We start from the raw sequence: 20,976 nt of genomic DNA, 5'->3' as shown, positions 1-20,976 counted from the left end.
CATCGCAGACGGCCACACCAGACAAGGAACAACCATGGGCCATTACAAGAGCAACATGCGCGACCTGCAGTTCAATCTCTTCGAACTGTTCGAGCTCGACAAGGTACTGGAGTCCGGCGACTTCGGGGACCTCGACCACGAGACAGCCGTCGACATGCTGCGCGAGGTCCGTGCGCTGGCCGAGGGCCCGATCGCCGAGTCCTTCGTCGACGCCGACCGCAATCCCCCGGTCTTCGACCCCGACGAGCACACCGTCACGATCCCCGAGTCGTTCAAGAAGTCGTACAACGCCCTGGTCGAGGGCGGCTGGGACAAGATCGGCATCGCCGAGGAGCTCGGCGGCCTGCCGGCCCCGCGCTCGCTGTACTGGGCCATCGGCGAGATGATCCTCGGCGCCAACCCGCCCGTGTTCATGTACGCCGCCGGCGCGGGCTTCGCGAACATCTTCTACAACAACGGCACCGACGAGCAGAAGAAGTGGGCCGCCATCTGCTCCGAGCGCGGCTGGGGCGCCACCATGGTGCTGACCGAGCCCGACGCCGGTTCCGACGTGGGCGCCGGACGCACCAAGGCCGTGCAGCAGGAAGACGGTTCCTGGCACATCGACGGTGTGAAGCGATTCATCACCTCGGCCGATCAGGACATGACCGAGAACATCTTCCACCTGGTGCTCGCCCGCCCCGAAGGCGCCGGCCCGGGCACCAAGGGTCTGTCGCTGTTCTTCGTACCCAAGTACCACTTCGACTTCGAGACCGGCGAACTCGGCGAGCGCAACGGCGTCTTCGTCACCAACGTCGAGCACAAGATGGGCATCAAGGCGTCCGCCACCTGTGAGGTCACCTTCGGACAGCACGGCACCCCCGCCAAGGGCTGGCTCGTCGGCGACGTCCACAAGGGCATCGCGCAGATGTTCGAGGTCATCGAGCACGCGCGAATGATGGTGGGCACCAAGGCCATCTCGACCCTGTCGACCGGTTACCTGAACGCGCTCGAGTACGCCAAGGAGCGCATCCAGGGTGCGGACATGACCCAGATGACCGACAAGGCCGCACCGCGCGTGTCGATCACCCACCACCCCGATGTGCGTCGTTCGCTGATGACCCAGAAGGCCTACGCCGAAGGTCTGCGCGCGATCTACCTCTACACCGCGTCGCACCAGGACACCGCCGCCGCGAAGATCGTGTCCGGCGCCGATCCCGACATGGCCCACCGCGTGAACGATCTGCTGCTCCCGATCGTCAAGGGCGTCGGCTCCGAGCGCGCCTACGGCACCCTCGGTCACGAGTCGCTGCAGACGCTCGGCGGGTCGGGATTCCTCCAGGACTACCCGATCGAGCAGTACATCCGTGACTCGAAGATCGACTCGCTGTACGAGGGGACCACGGCGATCCAGGCCCAGGACTTCTTCTTCCGCAAGATCATCCGCGACAAGGGCCAGGCTCTCGCGCACGTCGCCGGGCAGATCCAGAGCTTCATCGACTCCGAGGCGGGCAACGGCCGGCTGAAGACCGAGCGGGCACTGCTGAAGACGGCGCTCGACGACGTGCAGGCGATGGCTGCCTCGCTGACCAACGATCTGATGGCGGCACAGGAGAACTCGGCCGAGCTGTACAAGGTCGGACTCGGTTCGGTCCGCTTCCTGATGGCCGTCGGCGACCTGCTCATCGGCTGGCTGCTCCTCCGCCAGGCCGAGGTCGCCCTCGCCGCTCTCGACAACGGGGCCTCCGACGCCGACAAGTCCTTCTACGAGGGAAAGGTCGCCGTGGCGAGCTTCTTCGCGAAGAACATGCTCCCGCTACTCACCTCGGTTCGCGTCACCGTCGAGAACATCGACAATGACATCATGGAGCTCGACGAAGCGGCCTTCTGAGACAAATCAGAGTCAGACGGAAGGCCGCCCGCCGAGGGACATCATGGAACTCGACGAAGTGGCCTTCTGAGCCCGACCCTTCTGAGCCCGACCAAACCGAGAACTCCCACCGGCGAATCCGCCGGTGGGAGTTCTTCTTTGCGTCGAGTCGGCGCACATCGCGGCTCAGACCCCGCGGTGCGGCATCGTCACTCGATCACGCTGAAGCAGTAACCGACCGGGCGCGGTTTCTCCGCGAAGTAGGTCCCGTCCGAGTCGGGACATTCGGGCTCCCCCGCGGCCTTGGTGTCCACGCGGATGTTCGTTCCGCCGGAAACCGGCGACCCACAGTCGATCTCACGAATGTCGGCGAGCGCGGTACCACCGGTCGCGGACGGGATGTAGTAACAACGACCCTCCTGGTACACCGGCGCCAGACAGAGCGCGCCCTCCTCGCCCGCGACCCAGTAGCGCGAGTAGTTGGGACCGCAGAGCCCTTGCGTGATGGACTTCTCCGCGACGACGTAGTGGAAGTCGGTGTCGCCGCAGGACACCTCGTCGGCCTTGAGGGTCTCCGGCTCCGCCGTCACGACGATGCACTCGCCGGCGTCGACGTCACTGGTGTCGGTGACCCCACCTCCCTGCGCCGACGACACCAGCACCCGCGCCACGCCACCGGCGATCACGATCAAGAGCAGCACCCCGACGATTCCCAGCGCGACCCACAGACCGGTGCGCTTCTTCTTCGGTGGCGGCGGGAACGGCGGCCCGGGCGGGTACATCCCGCCCGGCATCGGGCCCGGGTACTGGGGCCGACCGCCGTAGGGCACCTGGTTCGGCGGCGGTGCGCCGCAGGGCTGGTTCGGTGGCGGGTACCCGCCGTTCGGCGGGTACTGCCCGGGTTGCGGTTGTGGCCCGAATCGCGGGTCCCCCGGCTGATATGGCGAGTTGGTCACGCGCGAAGACTACCGCCACCTGCCGCCACGTCCAGGGCACCGATGAACCTCGACTCGACTGATGGACTTCGATCGAAGTCCATCAGTCGAGGTGAGGTTCGCCGGTCGGGCGGCAGTACGGGTGAGCGGACCGTTCAGTCGAGGAGAGTGATGCAGTAACCGGTGGGAGTCGGTTTCGGCACGTAGTACTGCCCTTGGGCAGGCTCACAGGTGGGTTCCCGCGAGATCTTCGTGTCGACGCGGAAGTTGGTTGCACCAGGCTTCAACACCGGCCTGCCACAGTCGATCTCTCGAATCTCACCGAGTGCATTCCCACCGACCGCGCTCGGCTCGTAGTAGCACCGGGCCTGTTGATATACCTGCGCCACGCAGAGGACCTCCGTTGTACCCGGCCGTGCGTTCACAAACCAGAACAACGAGTACTCCGGTCCGCAGTTCGATTCGTTGACCACCTTGTCCGCCACCACGAAGTGGAAGTCTTTCGTTGCACAGGGCACTCGCTCCGCGCTGAGGTACCCGTCGCTGGGTGACAGCTGGATGCACTCACCGACGGCGACGTCATCGCTGTCGAACAGCCTGGGGCTGGACGGTAGTGACTCCATGAACCGGTTCAACCCGAAGGCCCCGACCGCGAAAACCACAAGACCGACAACACCGAGCGAAACCCACAACCAGGTGCGCTTCTTCTTCCGCTGCGGCGGCGGGAACGGCGGGCCTGGTGAGTACATGCCTCCCGGCATCGGACCGCCGTAGGGAGGCGGCGCCGCGTACGACCGGTTCGACGGATAGAAGCCCGGGTGCGGAGGATAGTGCCCGGGTGGGGGTTGTGGTCCGACTCGCGGGTCCCCCGACTGATATGGCGAATTGGTCACGCGCGAACACTATCCCGAATCCCCCGATCACGGACTTTCGTATCCACCTGTCGATCCGTGCCCGATGGGGCATCGGCGTATCGAGTCACCGACGAACCTCAGCTCGAATGATGGACTTCGATCGAGGTCCATCAGTCGAGCTGAGGTTCGTCAGTGGGGCGCGGTGACCGGATGGCGGCCCAGGCGTCGTTAATTCGTCTGCGGCTCAGGCATCCCTTCCCGACCGCACCCGCTCAACCACATCCGCATAGAAGGTGGTGGTCAGGAGAACCATGGCCGTCACGAATCCACCCTCGCTGCCAGACCGTTTCGACCCCATGGACGACTCCATGGTCACCGTGAACTCGCGGATGTCGCGGCCGTCGGTAGGCATGACAGAGGTCGCGTCTGCGCGAATGTCCTTCAGCAGCGCCGCGGTCGACTCGACCCGACTTCCCGCGTGATGCGCCGTGATCCGCAGATCGTCGGGCGCGCCGGAAAGTTGACGGACCAGCCAGTTGATCTTGGTCTGCGTTCGCCCTGACCGCGGGGCTGCGGTTTTCAACGAGCAGCCGATCCGCCCGCGGCCAAGGTCTGCGTGCATCGCCACCGGTCCAGCCGCTCCGGATACTCGCAACAACGCGAAGAGCTCCCCCGAATCGGCCAGTTATCGAGCGCGGCTGACCGAATCGACTCGACTCGCCGGGGCTTGTGCAGTCACGCGCTGCCCGGTCAGTGCGCTGAGCCGGAGCGCGACGTGGCGGGCCAGACGATCGAATCGGTCGCACACGTCCGACGTCGAGTCGTCCGACGCGCCGACGGTCTTGTTCTTGACCGCTTCCGGATCTTGACCCACTGCTTGCCCATGTCGTCGAAGGTCCGCATACCGGACTGGCTGTCGGCGGCGTACCAGAGGAGTTCCTCGAGAAGACGAGCTCGCACCCTGTCGTCGACGCCGACATGCTCGTGCACGATCATTGCCTCGGCGAGGACCTCCTCCCACGAAAGATGTTTCAGCACAGTGTTCTTCGGGGGCCGACCCTCGACAGCGAAAGGGTGGAGATCTGGGGAGGCCATCAGGTCGCCGCTGATCGTGATCACTGCGTCGAACGACTTCGCCTTGGCCAGTTTGAGGTAAGTTCCGACCTGATCCCCGGTCAGCTCCGCCCGGCCGGTTTTCACTTCGACAAGTGCTCGCCACACCTTGCTACCGCGACTTACCTTGATCAGTCCATCCGGGCGCACATCCTCACCCGACATCGAGAATCGAACTTCGGTGAATGCTTCGATACGTCCTCGCGGCGCTCCGGTCTGGCTGAGGACCGCGCGGCCGAACTCGGGGACCGTCTCCATCGTGGCCAACAGAATGGACGTCGTGCGCATCTCTTGTTCGGCGGCCGACTTGATGCCTGCAGATGGAAAAAGGCGCGCCCGCTTCCACTCCGACTCAACCTGTCGAGGTAGATATGCCAGAGTTCTCGACGCCCAGTCTTTCGGCAACGGCGCCGGGCGTCGTTTCCGACCGATCGAGACCTTTGTACCGGGCTCACTCAGTGAAGGCGCGGTTTCTTGCACGGCGTCATCGGCACCCGGCACTCCGGTGTCGGCGGCAAGAGCCGCCTCGGCCGAACTCTTCTCAGGGACCGACCCGGCAACGTTCTGTTCCGTGTCCTCACCAGTCGAATCCAGGCTGCCGTCGACAGACTCCGAGTCGTCGACTTCGATCCCATGGTCGGAAACCAGGGCCTCGAGTCCTCCGTCGTAACCCTGACCGACGGCTCGGATCTTCCAGGCATCGTTGCGTCGGTATATCTCGCCGAAGATCAGCGCGCGTTCCGAAGACAGACCTTCCATTGCGTGTACGACGAACGGAGCATCTGGCTCGTCTGCATGGCGACGTACATGTTGACGAGCTCGGCGTCTCCGAAGCTCGCATCCGTCCGAGGGTCCGTGCTGGCCGTGACCATTATTCGCGCGACCGAATCGGGTATGCGCGCGAGATCGACCTCCACGGCATCTTTCTGACTGAACGAACTGCCGTCCGGGTCCTGCTGATGCACCTCGTGCGAGACCAGCCGTACAGCGCCTCCCACCCCCGTGGGCTGGTTGTAGAAGATCAGGTCGTCATTGGACCGCACTTGACCGTCGTCACCAAGAATGAGGATGCCGGCGTCGAGTCCGATCTCCTTGCCCGCAGCCGCTTCGGTCTGGATGACGACCACCAGCCGCGGTGAGTTTTCGCCGGCGACTTCGTCGACGGATACGTTTCCACCCTTGGACAGCTCACGAAGCTCCACCTCGCCTACCTATTGGCAACACCTTGGTCAGCGTGTGGCAAATCGGACAAGTGGGTCGAATTCGAGGCTCATTCAACTGATCGGAGGATCGGTCCCGCACACTCTCGGGCGAGGAGATCAGACCGCCTTCTTCCGCTTCCGCTGCCCGGCCCGGGCGGATACCGCGGCGCCGAGGAGGATCATCCGCATGGTGCGCTCGGCGGCGTCGGCGAGGAGCTTCTCTCCGTTGGCGACCGCCTCCGACAACGGCATCGGTACCGTGATGATCGATGCGATCGCCCCGATCCCCACGTCGTGGACGGCGGGCGCACCGTGCCCGAGCGAACCCGCAAGCGCGACAACGGGCACACCCCGCAACTGGGCGCGGCGGGCCACCTCCGCGGGCACCTTGCCGCGAGGGGTCTGGAAGTCGATCGAACCCTCTGCGGTGATCACCAGATCCGCCTTGCCGATCCGATGGTCGAGATCGATCCCGGACAGCCCGGAATCGAGTAGTGCGTCGAACCGCGACCGCAGTTTCCCGCCGGCTGCCGCCAGGCCCGCACCTAGTCCACCCGACGCGCCGGACCCGGCCCCCTGCCGATAGTCGATGTCGGCCAGCCCATCCCGCTGCAGTATGTCCGCCCAGACGTCGAGCGCCGCCGACAGCGAGTCGACCTGTGCGGGCGTCGCCCCCTTCTGCGGCCCGAAGACGCGGGCGACGCCGCTCGGTCCGCAGAGGACGTTGTGCGGGTTGCCCGCGACCACCACCTCGGTCTCACGCAACCGCGGATGCAGGCCGGTGAGATCCAGCGACGCCGCGCGCGCCAGTTCGTTTCCGCCGCGACCGATCTCGTCACCGTCATGGTCCAGGACGCGCGCACCGAGCGCCTGGAGCGCACCCGCGCCGCCGTCGCATGTGCCCGAGTCGCCGCAGCCGACGAGAATCGCCGACACCCCCGCGTCGAGGGCCGCGGCAATCAGTTGTCCCACTCCGTAAGTGGTGGTGGCGCCGGGATCTCGCTGCCCCGCCGGAACGAGTGCCAATCCAGCTGCGGCGGCCATCTCGACGACGCCGATGCGGTTCCGACCGACGCCGACCTCGGCCCAGTGCGACTGCACCGGCTCACCGGTGGGACCGCGGACGGTCAGCTCGTGGAGCCGCCCGTTGCCCGCGGCCGCCAGGATGCGTGCCGTTCCCTCCCCGCCGTCCGCGATCGGTGCGATGTCGACGCGCACCCCGGGGAGCGTGCGCCGCACCCCCGCGGCGATGGCGGTCGCCACCGACACGGCGTCGAGGCTCTCCTTGAAACCACTCGGGGCGACCAGGATTCGTTGCGGAACTCGGACAGACATCGGCACTCCTGTTGATCTATCGGACAAGGTCTTGATGAGGAGACGGGAACTCGCACCCGGAGGCACATTCGGGACAGTCGCGGCGATGCGACGGTCAGGACGAGAGCAGGGGCAGACCCAGGTAGGGCCAGACCCAGAACGCGAAGATGATGAGCAGCACCAGCGACACCGGCGCGAGCAGCGCCGACATCGTGAGCAGATGTCGGGGTTCGTAACCGGGGACGTCGTCGCTCGCCGCGAACATGGCGACCGGTTTGGCCGAGCTGGTGAGGGTGATGCAGAACCCGGCGGCCGCGGTGGACAGGAAGGCCGCGGCGACGGGGTCGACCCCGACGGCCGGGGCGGTCACCACGATGATCGGGATCAGTACCGCCGAACGGGCCGAACGGGATTGGATCACCAGATGCGCGAGCAGCGAGACGATCGCCGCGACGACGACGAACACCATCGCCGCCGCCGGCCCGGTCTCGGCGATGGACCCGAAAGCCTGATCCGCCAGCCACTCCGCGGCACCACTGGAGTTGAGCGCCATCCCCAGCGCGAGGGTGGCGGCCATGAACAGCAGGAGCGTCCACGGGACGGTCTTCAGCGCCGCGCCCAGCGTCGTCGCGCCGACCGCCGGCGCCGACGCGGCCAGCGCGCCGAGCACCGCGACGATGGCCGGGTCGACACCGTGCAGCGGTTCTGAACACCACAGCGCCACAACGAGTCCGAGGATGCCGGACACCCGTCGTTGTGCAGACGTGAGCGGGCCGGAGGTCGCCGTCCCGGTCGTCGCGAGAGCGGTCGGCGGCACGCACAGCGGACGTGCCCGCTCGGCGCGATCGGTCATCAACCACAGTGCCGACTCGGCCGCGAGGTGCGACCACACGAGCGCCAGGGGGATGCCGAGGACCGCCCAGTGCAGGAATCCGATACCGCCACCGGTTGCGGCCGAGACGATCTCGACGGTGATGAGGTGCGCACCGGCACCCAGAAGCGATCCCACCGCCGAGAAGAGGATCACCATCGGGAAGACCAGCGCGAGGCAGAGCACCAGGCGCGGTCGGTCACGCAGGACCGCGGCGAGCGCGAGAAATATCGGAAGAGCAAGGGCCGCACGGCCGGACGTCGCCGGGATCGCGAACGTGGTCAGCAACAGGGCCGCGGTGATCAGATGGACCAACTGACGAGGCGTCCGGGCCCGGCGGACGACCCGCGCCGACACACGAGCCGACAGACCTGACGCCGTGACCGCGGCTGCGATCACGAAAGCACCGATCAGCAACCAGATCACGCCGGAGCCGAGCGTGCCCGCGAAGGTGTTGGCGTCGATGATGCCGAAGACCACCAGAGCGATACCGCCACCCAGCGCGACATAGGTGTCATCAAGCGGCGAGAAGATCCACGCCCACACCGCGATCAGGAAGACGAGGAGGGTGACAACGGCGTCGAACGGCAACTCCCCGGTCCACCCGGCATGTCCGACGAACGCGCCGGCGCCGAGAACGACGACGAGACCGGCTGCCGCCCACGGGGACAGCACGCTGCCGACGGCGTCGAGGAGGGGGCGCCGCGGCGGCGATGACGGCGTCACCGTGCGCACCGGTGGACGCGTCGCGTACATCGTCACCGGCCCCGGGTGTCCCGGGCCTCGGTCGATCGTGTGCGGAACGTTCATGGCGACCACTCTGCGGTGCCGGCGTGACACCTTCATGAGGCGCGAATGAAAGTTCTTTCACGGAAAGAACCGGTGAACAGACGGCAAACCCACCACCGGATCGGGCCGGTGGTGGGTCTGCGCGGTTACCCCAGTGGTGTGTCGGATCTACTTCGGTGGCATCCGGATGCCGCCGTCGACGCGGATGACCTCCGCGTTCATGTAGCTGTTGGTGACCAGCTCGACGACCATCGAGGCGAGCTCGTCGGGCGCACCCAGGCGATGCGGGAACAGGACCGACTCGCCGAGCTTGGCCTTGAACGCCTCGGCCGCTTCGCCTTCACCGTAGATCGGGGTGTCGATCAGACCGGGGGCGATGGTGTTGACGCGGATGCCGACCGCGGCCAGGTCGCGCGCGACCGGGAGGGTCATGCCGACGACGCCGCCCTTGGACGACGAGTACGACGCCTGGCCGATCTGGCCGTCGAAGGCTGCGACGCTGGCCATGTTGACGATCGCGCCGCGCTCACCGTGGCCGTCGAGCGGCTCGTTGCGGCTCATGGCGGTGGCCGCGAGACGGATGCAGTCGAAGGTGCCGATCAGGTTGATCGCGATGACCTTCTTGTAGGCGTCGAGGTTGTGGGCCGACCCGAACTCACCGTCGCGACCGATGGTGCGCTGTGCCCAGCCGATGCCGGCCGAGTTGACCAGCGCACGCAGCGGGCCGAGTTCGGTGGCCGCGTTGACGGCGGCTTCGATCTGTTCGGTCGAGGTCACGTCGACGGCGACGAACTGTCCGCCGATCTCCTTGGCGAGTTCCTCGCCCTTGTCCGCGTTCAGGTCGGCGACGATGACCTTTGCACCCTTGGCCGCCAGCTGGCGAGCCGCAGCCGCGCCGATGCCGGACGCGCCACCCGTGACGATTGCACTAGCTCCATTGATATCCACGCCCCGGAGCCTATCGAGCGTTCTATCGCTCGGTAAAGCCCTTCGGGGAAACACCCCGCATCGAAATCCTCCACATCAGATCACCCCGCGCCGAACCACCCGGGGTCAGACGCACTTCACGATGGGTTCGGGCGCGTAGCGGACGGTGCGGGTGGACCGATCGATCTCCCGTCCGGTACGCGCGTCCTTGATGATCCGGGTGTCCGACGCCGTGAAACCCTTGCTCCCGCTGCTCGGGATGCAGTCGTCCCCGCGCGGAACGCGGACTCGCGGCGGATCGGTGGGGGCAACCCGCTCACCCGTGACCGACTCGACCTCGAACGCCTTCGTTCCCCAGAGCCGAACCGTCACCGACGACGGCGACCAGGCGGTCTCGATCAGCACGCCGTGCCGCGTGTTGTTGCGGAACTTCAGGTCGATGGCACCCTCGAACACGGTCGCCTCCCGCGCCTCCGGGTACCGCGAGATGTAATACGCGTGCTCGGTGTGATCGACGTCCTCGAGCCCGGCGAAATACGTCGCGTTGTACAGGGTCGTCGCGAACTGGGAGATCCCGCCGCCGACCGCGTTCGACGCCCGACCATGGTCGATGATCGTCGACTCCACGTACCCCTGCTCTGAACCGCGCGGCCCGGTGTGCCCGTTGAGCGAAAACACCTTTCCGGGCAGGACGAGGGCCCCGTCGACCTCGGCGGCGACGAGCCGGATGTTCTCCCCGGAAGCGCTCGAGAAGCCACCGGTGGTGTACTCGCTGATCAGTTCGGTGACCCCGAGCTTGCGCGCGGCATCGGTCGTGAGCTTCGGCTCGACGTCGTCGTAGACGACCTCGACCCTGCGATCGCCACCGTCGGCCGCCGCACTCGTGGCGACGGCGGCGAGGGTCTTCGGCCAGTTGATCGCGGCGCCGTCGACGCCCGGCACCACCTGCGGACGGCCGGACGCCAGACTGAACGTCGCGCTGACGGGGGCCCGTTGCGAGGCGTCGAGGTCGGGGGCGAGGATCTCGCGCCCCACCTTCTCGTCGGCTCGGGGAGTGAGCCCGCCGCGGCCGTCGGGCCCGAAGGTCACCATCGACGCCAGGTCTCCCGCGGGCACCTCGACCGTCCGTTTGCGGCGGTCCACGAGACTCACGGGAGCCGCGACCACCCGTTCGGCCGGTCCGGCGACGGTCGCGGCCACGACCTCGGCGCTCACCGTCGGCGAGAAGGGTTCCATGGGCAGGTCGACGGGGGCGCCGTCCAGCCAACGGTCGACGAGGGTCGCGGCGGCAGCGTCTCGCGCGATGCGTTCACCCTTGGCGGGCTGATACCCGACGGGCTCGGTGCCGTCGTAGTGCACACCACCCTCGACCGCGGCCTTCTCGAGTGACGCGCGCTGGGCGTCGAGCGCCGCGTTCATCGCCGTCCGATCCAGCGTGACGACCGGCTCGACGTCGAAGTCGCGGCCGAACAGCGCGGCCAGACGGACGAGCGGATTGCGCGGTTGCTCGAGGAGACGAGCCCGCGTCGCATCGGCGTCGTATGTGAGTCCCAGCTCGGCGGGCGCGACCTCGGCCGAGCCCTCCGGCGTCCGCAAGACGACCGGTTGTCGCGAGCGCGCCGTCAGCTCGTCGAGTACGGAGGTGAGTTCGGCGGAGTTCCGACCGCCCGCATCGATACCGCCGACGACGGCGTTGCGTGGGGAATCGGAGCGGGTGGCCACGAACTCCGCGGCGAGGACGAGCGTGATCACGGCGACGACGGCGAGCACGGCGCGTAGCGCGGATCGTGCTCGGCGAGAGCCTGGGGTCACAACTCCATCCATCGGGGCTGGCAGCTCGGCGGGCTGACGACTTACCAATCAGGGGGTGGCCGCAGAACTACGGTCGGGAAAGCAGGCGCTCCGGCCGAGCTGTCGGGTCGGGGGTCTGACAGCGCAGCCGGAGCTATAGACATATTTACGCTACTTTTCGGCCGGAGGCATCCCCGGACGGCCGATTCTGTCGAATATGTGACGAAGTACCCCGATTCGTCCCACGAAAGTGAGACGGATCGGCCGATCAGTCGCCGATCCGTCTCACTTACCGGGATTCCAGCTCTCGATGATGTCCGCTTCGGGTCGTCAGCCCTCGATGATCGCGGTGACGCCCTGGCCGCCCGCGGCACAGATCGAGATCAGCGCGCGACCGCCGCCGTTCTCCTTGATCTGCTTGGCCGCCTGCGCGACGATCCGGCCGCCGGTCGCCGCGAAGGGGTGACCCGCCGCGAGCGACGAACCGTGGACGTTGAGCTTGCTGCGGTCGATCGAACCCAGTGCCGAGTCGAGGCCGAGGCGCTCCTTGCAGTACTCCTCGGACTCCCAGGCCTGCAGGGTCGCGAGGACCACCGACGCGAAGGCCTCGTGGATCTCGTAGAAGTCGAAGTCCTGCAGTGTGAGCCCGTTGCGGGCGAGCAGACGCGGCACCGCGTAGGTCGGGGCCATGAGCAGCCCGTCCGGACCGTTGACGTAGTCGACCGCCGCGGTCTCGCTGTCCACGAAGTAGGCGAGCACCGGCAGTCCGCGGTCGGCGGCCCACTCATCGCTGGCGAGCAGCACGGTCGACGCACCGTCGGTGAGGGGCGTCGAGTTGCCCGCGGTCATCGTCGCGTCGCCGAGCGAGACACCGAAGACCGGCTTGAGCTTGGCGAGCTTCTCCGCGGTGGAGTCGCCGCGCAGGTTCTGGTCGCGGGTCAGGCCCAGGAACGGGGTGATGAGGTCGTCGAAGAAGCCGGCGTCGTAGGCGGCCGCCATGTTCTGGTGGCTGCGGGCGGCCAACTCGTCCTGGTCGGCGCGCTTGATGCCGAACTCCTTGGCGGTGACGGCTGCGTGCTCGCCCATCGACATGCCCGTGCGGGGCTCGCCGTTGCGCGGGATCTCGATGCCGAGCTTCGTCAGCAGCTTCGCGGCGCCGAGGATCTGGTCCTTGGTGCTCCGCGCGCGATTGACCTCGAGCAGCTGACGACGCAGGCCCTCGCCCACGGCGATCGGTGCGTCGGACGTCGTGTCGACGCCACCGCCGATCGCGGCGTCGTAGCGGCCGCGGGCGATGCCGTCGGCGACCGTCGTGATGGCCTGCAGTCCGGTGCCGCAGGCCTGCTGGATGTCGAAGGCAGGGGTGTACGGCGACAACGCCGAACCGAGCACCGACTCGCGGATGAGATTGAAATCACGGGCGTGCTTGAGCACGGCGCCGCCGGCGACCATGCCGAGCTGCTCGCCCTGCAGGTTGAAGCGGCTCACCAGGCCGTCGAGCGCGGCGGTGAACATCTCCTGGTTGCCGACCTTCGCGTACGCCTTGTCCTGGCGTGCGAACGGGATGCGGTTGCCGCCCAGGATCGCGACGGGACGATCGCTGCGGGTCTTCGGCTTGCTGGTGGGGTTGGACTGTTCGGCCACGTCGATCTCCCAAGGGTCGGGTGCGGTATCTATAGCGTATTCTTACTCATCAGTAAGTTCGTTGTCGAACGACAGTCAGAGGAGATCAACGTGGCCGCCAACGGAAACACTGGCCTGTACTCGAGCTTCGTCCATTCCGCGCCCGGCGCATTCATCGCCAAGCAGGCCGGATTGCCCGTCCCGCCGCCGCTGCGCCGATACAAGGCCTCCGAGCCGCCGCTGCCCGGTCCGGTTCTGCTCGGCGGGTCCGGCCGGCTCGTCGAACCGCTTCGGGAGATGCTCTCGACCGAGGACTACGACCTCATCCAGAACGCCACGACGGGTCGCAGCGCCGACAAGTTCGGCGGACTCGTCTTCGATGCGACGGGCATCACCTCTCCCGGCGAGCTACGTCAGCTCTTCGAGTTCTTCCAGCCCGCGATGCGATCGACCGCCGCCTGCGCACGATTCCTCGTCATCGGCACCACGCCGGAACTGATCACCGACCCCTCCGAGCGCGTCGCGCAGCGCGCCCTCGAGGGCTTCACCCGCTCGCTGGGCAAGGAACTCCTGAAGGGTTCCACCGTCCAGCTCGTCTACGTCTCCCCCGACGCCAAGACCGGGCTGACCGGCCTCGAGTCGACCGTCCGCTTCGTGCTGTCGGCGAAGTCGGCCTTCGTCGACGCCCAGGTGATCCGGGTCGGCGGTGCCGACGCGACCGCTCCGAAGAACTGGGACCGCCCGCTCGAGGGCAAGGTCGCCGTCGTCACCGGCGCCGCACGCGGCATCGGTGCGACGATCGCCGAGGTCCTGTCCCGCGACGGCGCCCACGTGATCGCGGCCGACGTCCCGCAAGCAGGTGACGCGCTGTCGGAGACCGCGAACAAGGTCGGCGGCACCGCCTTCCCGCTCGACGTCACCGCGGCCGACGCCGGCGCCAAACTCGCCGAACACGCCCTCGAGCGCCACGGCGGCATCGACATCATCGTCAACAACGCCGGCATCACCCGCGACAAGCTGCTCGCCAACATGGACGACGCCCGCTGGGACGCGGTCATCGCGGTCAACCTCATCGCGCCGCAGACCCTCGTCGAGACCTTGCTCGAGAAGGGCGCACTGCGCGAGGGCGGCGCCGTCGTCGACGTGTCGTCGATCGCCGGCATCGCGGGCAATCGCGGTCAGACCAACTACGGCGCCTCGAAGGCCGGTGTGATCGGTCTCGTCGACGCCTACGCGCCGATCCTGGCCGAGAAGGGCATCACCATCAACGCGGTGGCACCCGGCTTCATCGAGACCAAGATGACCGCGGCCATCCCGCTCGCCACCCGTGAGGCCGGGCGACTGATGAGTTCGCTACAGCAGGGCGGCGAGACCGTCGACGTCGCCGAGACCGTCGCCTACTTCGCCAACCCGGCGAGCAATGCCATCACCGGCAACGTGGTCCGCGTCTGCGGCCAGGGATTCCTGGGGGCCTGATGGCAAAGACGATCACCCTCCCCGCCGCCCCCGGTACCGCCGAGCTGTACGGCAAGGCCGTCACCGCGCTGCTGCCCGGCATCGGCAAGCCGCCGCGTGTTCCGGCCGACGCGACCGCACCGGACACCCGTTACCGGATCGACGGCGTGCGGGTGGACTCGGCTGCGCTGCAGGCGTATTGCCACGCGACCGGGCAGCGGTTCGGCGACACCCTGCCGCTGACGTACCCGTTCGTGCTGCAGTTCCCGGTCGTCATGAAGCTCATGACGTCCGACGAATTCCCCTTCGGCGCCGTCGGTTCGGTGCACATGACGAACACCATCGAACGCACGCGACCCATCGGCGTCGGTGAGCCGCTGGACATCGTCACGCACGCCCAGAACCTTCGCGAGCACCGCAAGGGCATCCTCATCGACGTGGTGAGCGAGATCCGCGTCGGGTCCGAGCTGGTAACCGCCCAGACGGCGACCTTCCTGAAGCAGCAGCGCACCAGACTGTCCGACGAGCCGCGGGGTCCTGAACCGAAGTCGAAGACCCCGCCGCCGCCGGACGCCATCCTGGCCGTCGACCTCAAGCGGATCCGCGAGTACGCCGCAGCCTCGGGCGACCGCAACCCGATCCACATGGGCAACCTGCCGGCGAAGGCATTCGGCTTCCCCAAGGCGATCGCCCACGGGATGTGGAGTGCCGCAGCAGCTGTCGCGAACGTGGAGGCGCAGCTGCCCGACGCGGTCACCTACGACGTCAGGTTCGGCAAGCCGATCCTGTTACCGGCCAAGGTGAACCTCTACACCCGCCGCATCGACGGCAAGGGGAACTTCGACATCGCGATCCGCGACCGTCGCAAGGGTTTCCCGCACCTCACCGCGACGACTCGGGAGGGCTGAGGGCGGCCCCGCGTTTCCGGGAACTCGACCGAGCCGGGCCTGCCGAAACTTGGCAGGCCCGGCTCCCTCGTTCGGCACGGAACCTTCCGTACTCAAGAACACCAACACCGGACCTTCTTTACGAAAACTAATGAGCATTTACATCGACCAGCGTTTGACTCATACTCGACAAACACCGACTTATGTGGCGCAGAACACATTTAAAGGAGGGCTCTACCACTGGTTTGAGAGCTGCCCCTGCACGCCGGTCGGGGGCCGCTCTCGCCTTGGTCAGGGTTTCGCGAGACCTTGAACATATCGGTGCAGGCTTCGTCGGAGCCGAGGCGCGACCCGATGTCGCGCGGCCAGAACTCGCGGGCGGTGACGGCAAGCTGTCACCCAGAGGAGGGGTAATGCTCATGAGAAAGCTCTTCGCGACACTCGCTGCCATGGCAGCCCTGTTCGCCGGAATTGGTACTGCTGCAGCCCATCCCGACGATCCCAGGGAACAGGGAGTGATCGGAGTATGGTACGTCGACGCCACTGGCATCGAGGGTTCGCAGAAGGGCCTGACACGGCTCAACCTGTCAATCAGCCAGTCCAAACTGTTCGCGGATCTCATGGGTTCGGTACCACCGAACGTCCAGGTAGCCATTCCCGGAGTCATTCTCGTCACCCCGAATGCGATCAACAAGTTCTACTACAAGAACGCGGTTGGCAAGTGCGTCTCCTTCCATATCGAACCGACGAGACAACATGAGGTATACGCGGTTGCATGGAATCCAAGCGCCTGCAAACCGTAATACGAAGCACCGCACAGGTCCTTGCGTCGCAACGGCTTTCCCCTACGCCGACTGCCCGCCCGCCTCGTCGAATCCTTCGATGATCTGGACGAGCCGCGACAATCTGTCCATGTCGAAGACCTGGTCCGGCCCCTGCGGCGCCCTGTCGATGAATGGCGGGTCGTACAGCTTGCCCGGTTCCATCGACCCGTTGCGGGTCAGGTAGTCGACGATGAGGCCGACGAAGTCGATCTGGTCGGCAGTGGCGTTGGTTTCGGTGAGGAACGCCGTGAAGCGTTCGTTGACTGCCTGCCGATCGAGTCCGACGAGGGAGCGGATGAACTTCGGCAGGCCGTGTGCGTCGGCGATCGCCTGCTGGAGTTCCTCGGGGGTGCCCGCGCCGCTGCGTCCGAGCAGTTCCTGCAGCGAGTCGAGGTCGCTCTGCGTCAACGGTTTCCCGGTCCGGAGCTTCTGCAGAGCAAGGTTGTCCGGCTGGTACCGGAGGTAGTCGCGGATCTTTGCGGTGAACCGTTCCTTGTCGGTGCCGGTGCGCATGATCGGCATGTCGACTTCTTCGACATCGCCGATGAAGGTGTCGGTGAGTTCGGTGTAGACGATCGGCTGTTTGGTCTTCTCGAGCAGGCCGACGAGTGACCGGATCTCCTTGCGCGCGTCCTCGAGCATTTCCGGCGTGACGTCGACCCACCATTCGTCGGACGCGACTTCGCGCAGGAGCGCTTCCTTGCTCTTGATCTTCGGAATCGTGAGCTGCTCGAGGAGGCCGTCTGCGACCTCCCGCACCCGGTCCCGGCGTCGTGAGAACTTGGTCTCGTCCCCCTCGATGACCGCGAGTTGGCCGCTGAGCATGATCAAGTCGAAACGTTTGGCCATCTCATCGGTGTCGCGGATGGTGGTGGGCAGATCAGCGAGGCTGTCGACGATCTCGCGAACCTTGGGCTCCGACAACGACTCCCATCGCGAGCGATCGCGGTAGGTCTCGACCTGACGACGCCGTGGCCGCACGAGGAAATTGTCGAGATTCATGGACTGAACGTGTCGGTGGAGACCGTCGGCGACGTCGTCTCGAAGGGCGGGATAGCTGTGCGACCGGTCGAGCGCGAAGACGATGTCGGTGCGCTTCTCGAAGAGCTTCTGCGACAGACTCTTGGCGATGGTTCCCTCGGCTGCGTCCGGATGCGCACCGAAGAATTCGACGTTGCCGCACAGGTCGAAGATGAAGAAGTCCTTCTTGTCCTGGTCAGGCCCGTAAAGGCCGGGCCGCAATCGGGTTCCGCGGCCGACCATCTGCCAGAACTTGGTCTTGGACCGGACCGGCTTGAAGAAGACGAGGTTCACGACGTCGGGGACGTCGATGCCGGTGTCCAGCATGTCGACGGAGATGGCGATGTGCGGCTCTGACTCCGGCTGCGAGAATCGATCGATCAGGTCTTGGCCGTGCGAGACGGAGTGGGTGATCACCGCCGCGAAGGTTCCTTTGTACTGGGGATAACTGACGTCGAAGCGTTGCGCGATGAAGTCAGCGTGGCGCTGGTTCTTGGCGAAGATGATCGTCTTGCCGAGGCGGTCGCCGCCCGCAACCTTGTGGCCTTTCGTCATGAGCACTTCGAGGGCCTTGTCGACCGTGTCGGTGTTGAACAGCCATTTGTTGACGGCCTCGGCGTCGACGGCGTCGGGGTACTCATCATGGGAGGCGTCGAGTTCCCAGTCCTGGGCCTCCCAGCGCTTCTTCTCTTCGTCGGAGAGATCGTTGTACTTGATGCCCTGCCGCTGAAACCCGAGAGGCACGTTGACGGCTCGCGGCGGCACGAGGTAGCCGTCTTTGATGGCCTCTTCGAGCTCGTAGTCATCTGTGGGGACCCCGGTTTCGAGCCCGAACAACTGGAAGGTGTTGAAGTCGACGTCGTCCTTCGGCGTGGCGGTGAGGCCCAGGAGGAACGAGTCGAAGTACTCGAAGATTCGGCGATACTTCTGGTACACGGATCGGTGAGCCTCGTCGATGACGACGAGGTCGAAGTATCCGGGGCCGAATCTACGACGGCCGTCGTAGATCTCGTTGATCAGGCCCATCATCGTCGGATAGGTCGACATGTAGACGCGTCCGTCTGTGTTCTTGTCGGTCAGCAGGTTCACCGGCGGGGCCTCGGGTAAAAAGGTCTTGTAGGCATTCACCGCCTGCTTGACCAGTGCCACGCGGTCGGCGAGGAACAGGATGCGCTTCGCCCAGTTCGCGCGCATCAACATGTCAGAGAGTGCGATGACCGTGCGCGTCTTGCCAGACCCGGTCGCCATCACCAGAAGGGCGGACCGCTGACGCTCGCTTTCGAATCTGTCGGTGACCCGCCTGATCGCTCGCGTCTGGTAGTGGCGTTCGACGATGGACGTAGGAACGTCGATCTCGGCGAGCTTCTTGCGCGAGGTTCGGCGCTGAATCTCGAGCTCGAGCTCATCGCGTGTATAGAAGCCTTCGACGAGTCGCGGCGGATAGTTGAGATCGTCATGGAGATAGATCTCGAAGCCATTGGTATAGAAGATGATCGGCCGACGTCCCGTCATCGCCTCCAGGCAGTCCGCATACAGCTTGGCCTGATGTTTGCCGGCGCCGGCATCCTTCGACGTTCGCTTGGCTTCGACGACCGCGAGCGGCAGCCCGTCGCTTCCCCACAGAACGTAGTCGACGTAACCGTTCTTGCCATCCGGCATCCCGGTCACCGGGTACTCGCGGTCCCGCGTTTCGGTCAGAGGCCAACCCGCCTCATGCAACATCAGGTCGATGATGTCGCTGCGGGTTTGGGCTTCGTTGTAGTCGTGGGTGTCCGGGTGCGGGGCGGCCGTGTCCTTTGCTGCAGCGACCTGGGCTCGCAAGGTCGCGACGAGTTCCTCGAGTGTGGCTTTCTCTGCGTCTGCGGCTTTGAGTTGGTCGTCGCGGGCGGTGAGCTGGGCTGTGAGGTCAGCACGCTGTTGGACGGCGTGCGCGAGCTCGGCATCTTTCTGCTCCAGCTGGACGTTCAGTTGCTGCAGTTGGGCAACCGTCTTGGCGACGCCTGGGCCCCCGCCGGGTTTGGGCAGCCGCTCCCGGTCGAGCTGAGATTCCGCTGACGGCCTCGACTCCGGCTTTGACGCGTACTCGCGCGCTAGCCACGACAGGATGTGGAACAGCTCCTCCAGGACGCGGAGGCCGAACTCCTTGCCGACGGGTCGGTCGTCGTGGACTGCAAGGTTGCCGCTCTTCCGGATGAGGTTCATCTTCGGGAACAGCTGCGGAGGCAACAATCGCTGGAAGGCCGGCTCATGAATTCGTGCGGACAGGTCGTCCCGGTACGGGGCCGACAGGTGGTGCGCGGTGTAGAGCCACTTGACTGTCGACTCGAGCGTCCGCCGTGCGTAAAAGCAGGTGGTGCGGGCATCGAACAGCGCGTCGCGCTCTGCGCTCTTGGCGCTGGCGTAGATCTGCGGCCACTCTGCCTGCAGGAAATCGAAGTTGCCTGCCATCGCTGCCTCCTTCACCGTCATAGATCCTGACACATAGACGCCCTGCTGTTGCCGAGCCGGGCAGGGTAGCGAGGCGGTCTGACAGAGATCCGGGATGTCGGATTCGTCCGGAAGTTGTCACCACCGCGTGATCTAATCGGATTGACTTTGCAGACGGCTGGCGAGGGGTGCGCCGGACTGACCACGATGGGGTGACGTTGTCCGGTATCTCCGTGCACGCAATGGCAAACGAGGTCGGATTGCCCGTACGGGCGGTCGTGAAGTTGGCGCGTCGCCTTGGGGATAAGGGCGTGCGCGATCGGTCCAGTCTGGTCAGCTCGGTGGTCGCCGGCCAGATCCGGGAAAGACACAGCATGAAGTCATCTGTGGCACTGCGAACGCGGCGGGACCATCTCGCCAGGAGCGCAAGGTCCCGCCGGCTGTCCAAGGCCGAAGAGCAGGAGTACCGCAAGCTGGTCTCGGTGTTCGGCCTCCCCACAGCGAGTTCCATGCGACCCACCGGTAAGAAGTCGGGTGGGGCGTCAACCACGATGCGCGCACAGACCTCTGGTTCGGAGAAGGCTCCGCGGAAGCAACGAGCCGGCAGCAAGAATGCGGTAAGCGGGCCAGGCATGGCTAGGCCCACCAGCTCTGTCGCGATTGCCACTCTTGCCCAAGAGCTTCACCTGAGTACCGATTACATCGCGATGCTCGCCAGTAGGCATGGCGCTAGGAGTGATGCCGAGCATCCGAAGGTTCCGGGTGACATCGCGAAAGTCATCCGCAGTGCGTATGGACTACGTACGACTGTCGCCAAGCGAAAAAGGTATCAACTGCTCAAACGGCAGTTGGCCAGGAAACCGGGCGTTGGGAAGAGCCACGAGTTCGGCGAGCTCAAGTTCATGTTCGAAGGTAAGAACGAACCGAAAGGATCACGAACCAGACCCGCTACAAAGGCGAAACCCCGGTCGGGACAGGAGCCATCGGCACCGCCACGGCGTGTCTGTCGGCTGTGCCGCAAGGAGTTCTACTCGACGGAGCCATCACACGGGTGTGCCCTCGATCGGCGCACACCCCGATTGAACGACTTGCCGC

At 65.9% G+C, this 20,976-nt stretch carries 15 protein-coding genes; 4 read left to right on the top strand and 11 right to left on the bottom strand.

Features of this window, described 5'->3' with window-relative positions:
* Positions 1–34: 34 nt before the first annotated feature.
* On the top strand, positions 35–1,870 hold the full coding sequence (locus tag Q9R39_RS11085; protein WP_311277493.1) for an acyl-CoA dehydrogenase: 1,836 nt from the start codon (positions 35–37) through the stop codon (positions 1,868–1,870).
* 188 nt (positions 1,871–2,058) lie between these two features.
* On the opposite strand, the gene Q9R39_RS11080 is transcribed toward Q9R39_RS11085, so the two are convergent.
* The 10 genes from Q9R39_RS11080 to Q9R39_RS11035 form a co-directional block, all read right to left on the bottom strand.
* Positions 2,059–2,805 (bottom strand): hypothetical protein, encoded by a 747-nt coding sequence (locus Q9R39_RS11080; RefSeq protein WP_311277492.1) that lies wholly within the window; start codon positions 2,803–2,805, stop codon positions 2,059–2,061.
* Positions 2,806–2,939: 134 nt separating this feature from the next.
* Positions 2,940–3,533: a hypothetical protein gene (locus Q9R39_RS11075; protein ID WP_311277491.1), complete on the bottom strand. Its 594-nt coding sequence runs from the start codon at positions 3,531–3,533 to the stop codon at positions 2,940–2,942.
* A 349-nt stretch (positions 3,534–3,882) separates the two neighbouring features.
* Entirely contained in the window at positions 3,883–4,266 is a 384-nt protein-coding gene (locus Q9R39_RS11070; RefSeq protein WP_311277490.1) for a hypothetical protein, read from the bottom strand.
* Between the two features lie 122 nt (positions 4,267–4,388).
* On the bottom strand, positions 4,389–5,510 hold the full coding sequence (locus Q9R39_RS11065) for a TerD family protein (protein ID WP_311277489.1): 1,122 nt from the start codon (positions 5,508–5,510) through the stop codon (positions 4,389–4,391).
* Positions 5,480–5,953 (bottom strand): TerD family protein, encoded by a 474-nt coding sequence (locus Q9R39_RS11060; protein WP_311277488.1) that lies wholly within the window; start codon positions 5,951–5,953, stop codon positions 5,480–5,482. The genes Q9R39_RS11065 and Q9R39_RS11060 overlap by 31 nt, the downstream gene beginning before the upstream one ends.
* A 117-nt stretch (positions 5,954–6,070) precedes the next feature.
* Positions 6,071–7,288 carry a glycerate kinase gene (locus tag Q9R39_RS11055; RefSeq protein WP_311277487.1) on the bottom strand — a complete coding sequence of 406 codons (1,218 nt, stop codon included), beginning with the start codon at positions 7,286–7,288 and terminating at the stop codon, positions 6,071–6,073.
* Between the two features lie 94 nt (positions 7,289–7,382).
* Positions 7,383–8,948 carry an SLC13 family permease gene (locus Q9R39_RS11050; protein WP_311277486.1) on the bottom strand — a complete coding sequence of 522 codons (1,566 nt, stop codon included), beginning with the start codon at positions 8,946–8,948 and terminating at the stop codon, positions 7,383–7,385.
* Positions 8,949–9,095: 147 nt separating this feature from the next.
* Positions 9,096–9,875: an SDR family NAD(P)-dependent oxidoreductase gene (locus Q9R39_RS11045; protein WP_058252218.1), complete on the bottom strand. Its 780-nt coding sequence runs from the start codon at positions 9,873–9,875 to the stop codon at positions 9,096–9,098.
* A 105-nt stretch (positions 9,876–9,980) separates the two neighbouring features.
* The gene (locus Q9R39_RS11040) at positions 9,981–11,678 is read right to left on the bottom strand and encodes a VanW family protein (protein ID WP_311277485.1); all 1,698 of its coding nucleotides are present in this window, start codon (positions 11,676–11,678) and stop codon (positions 9,981–9,983) included.
* 297 nt (positions 11,679–11,975) lie between these two features.
* Positions 11,976–13,289, bottom strand: coding sequence for an acetyl-CoA C-acetyltransferase (locus Q9R39_RS11035; RefSeq protein WP_259935855.1), 1,314 nt, complete (start codon positions 13,287–13,289; stop codon positions 11,976–11,978).
* A gap of 90 nt (positions 13,290–13,379) precedes the next feature.
* Here Q9R39_RS11035 and Q9R39_RS11030 point away from each other — a divergent pair, with 90 nt between their 5' ends.
* The 3 genes from Q9R39_RS11030 to Q9R39_RS11020 all read left to right on the top strand — a co-directional run bounded on the left by Q9R39_RS11030 (position 13,380) and on the right by Q9R39_RS11020 (position 16,413).
* A complete protein-coding gene (locus Q9R39_RS11030; protein WP_265968515.1) occupies positions 13,380–14,744 on the top strand; it encodes a 3-oxoacyl-ACP reductase in 1,365 nt (454 codons plus the stop codon).
* Positions 14,744–15,631 carry a MaoC/PaaZ C-terminal domain-containing protein gene (locus tag Q9R39_RS11025; protein WP_265968516.1) on the top strand — a complete coding sequence of 296 codons (888 nt, stop codon included), beginning with the start codon at positions 14,744–14,746 and terminating at the stop codon, positions 15,629–15,631. Before Q9R39_RS11030 ends, Q9R39_RS11025 begins: the two co-directional genes overlap by 1 nt.
* A 428-nt stretch (positions 15,632–16,059) precedes the next feature.
* Positions 16,060–16,413 (top strand): hypothetical protein, encoded by a 354-nt coding sequence (locus Q9R39_RS11020; RefSeq protein ID WP_311277483.1) that lies wholly within the window; start codon positions 16,060–16,062, stop codon positions 16,411–16,413.
* A 42-nt stretch (positions 16,414–16,455) separates the two neighbouring features.
* On the opposite strand, the gene Q9R39_RS11015 is transcribed toward Q9R39_RS11020, so the two are convergent.
* Complete coding sequence (locus Q9R39_RS11015; RefSeq protein WP_311277482.1) at positions 16,456–19,902, bottom strand: DEAD/DEAH box helicase family protein; 3,447 nt, start codon at positions 19,900–19,902, stop codon at positions 16,456–16,458.
* Between the last annotated feature and the right edge of the window lie 1,074 nt (positions 19,903–20,976).

The organism is Gordonia sp. AC31 (genome assembly GCF_031844505.1).
Lineage (GTDB): Bacteria > Actinomycetota > Actinomycetes > Mycobacteriales > Mycobacteriaceae > Gordonia > Gordonia hongkongensis.
The sequence above is the reverse complement of the archived record's forward strand: the minus strand, read 5'-3'. Positions and strand labels throughout refer to the sequence as shown.

What these genes read in the sequence shown, in the direction of transcription:
- Q9R39_RS11085 (WP_311277493.1), top strand. Translation starts at nt 35, where the DNA reads ATGGGCCATTACAAGAGCAACATGCGCGACCTGCAGTTCAATCTCTTC.
- Q9R39_RS11050 (WP_311277486.1), bottom strand. Translation starts at nt 8,948, where the DNA reads ATGAACGTTCCGCACACGATCGACCGAGGCCCGGGACACCCGGGGCCG.
- Q9R39_RS11065 (WP_311277489.1), bottom strand. Translation starts at nt 5,510, where the DNA reads ATGGAAGGTCTGTCTTCGGAACGCGCGCTGATCTTCGGCGAGATATAC.
- Q9R39_RS11040 (WP_311277485.1), bottom strand. Translation starts at nt 11,678, where the DNA reads ATGGATGGAGTTGTGACCCCAGGCTCTCGCCGAGCACGATCCGCGCTA.
- Q9R39_RS11025 (WP_265968516.1), top strand. Translation starts at nt 14,744, where the DNA reads ATGGCAAAGACGATCACCCTCCCCGCCGCCCCCGGTACCGCCGAGCTG.
- Q9R39_RS11015 (WP_311277482.1), bottom strand. Translation starts at nt 19,902, where the DNA reads ATGGCAGGCAACTTCGATTTCCTGCAGGCAGAGTGGCCGCAGATCTAC.
- Q9R39_RS11075 (WP_311277491.1), bottom strand. Translation starts at nt 3,533, where the DNA reads ATGTACTCACCAGGCCCGCCGTTCCCGCCGCCGCAGCGGAAGAAGAAG.
- Q9R39_RS11055 (WP_311277487.1), bottom strand. Translation starts at nt 7,288, where the DNA reads ATGTCTGTCCGAGTTCCGCAACGAATCCTGGTCGCCCCGAGTGGTTTC.
- Q9R39_RS11020 (WP_311277483.1), top strand. Translation starts at nt 16,060, where the DNA reads ATGGCAGCCCTGTTCGCCGGAATTGGTACTGCTGCAGCCCATCCCGAC.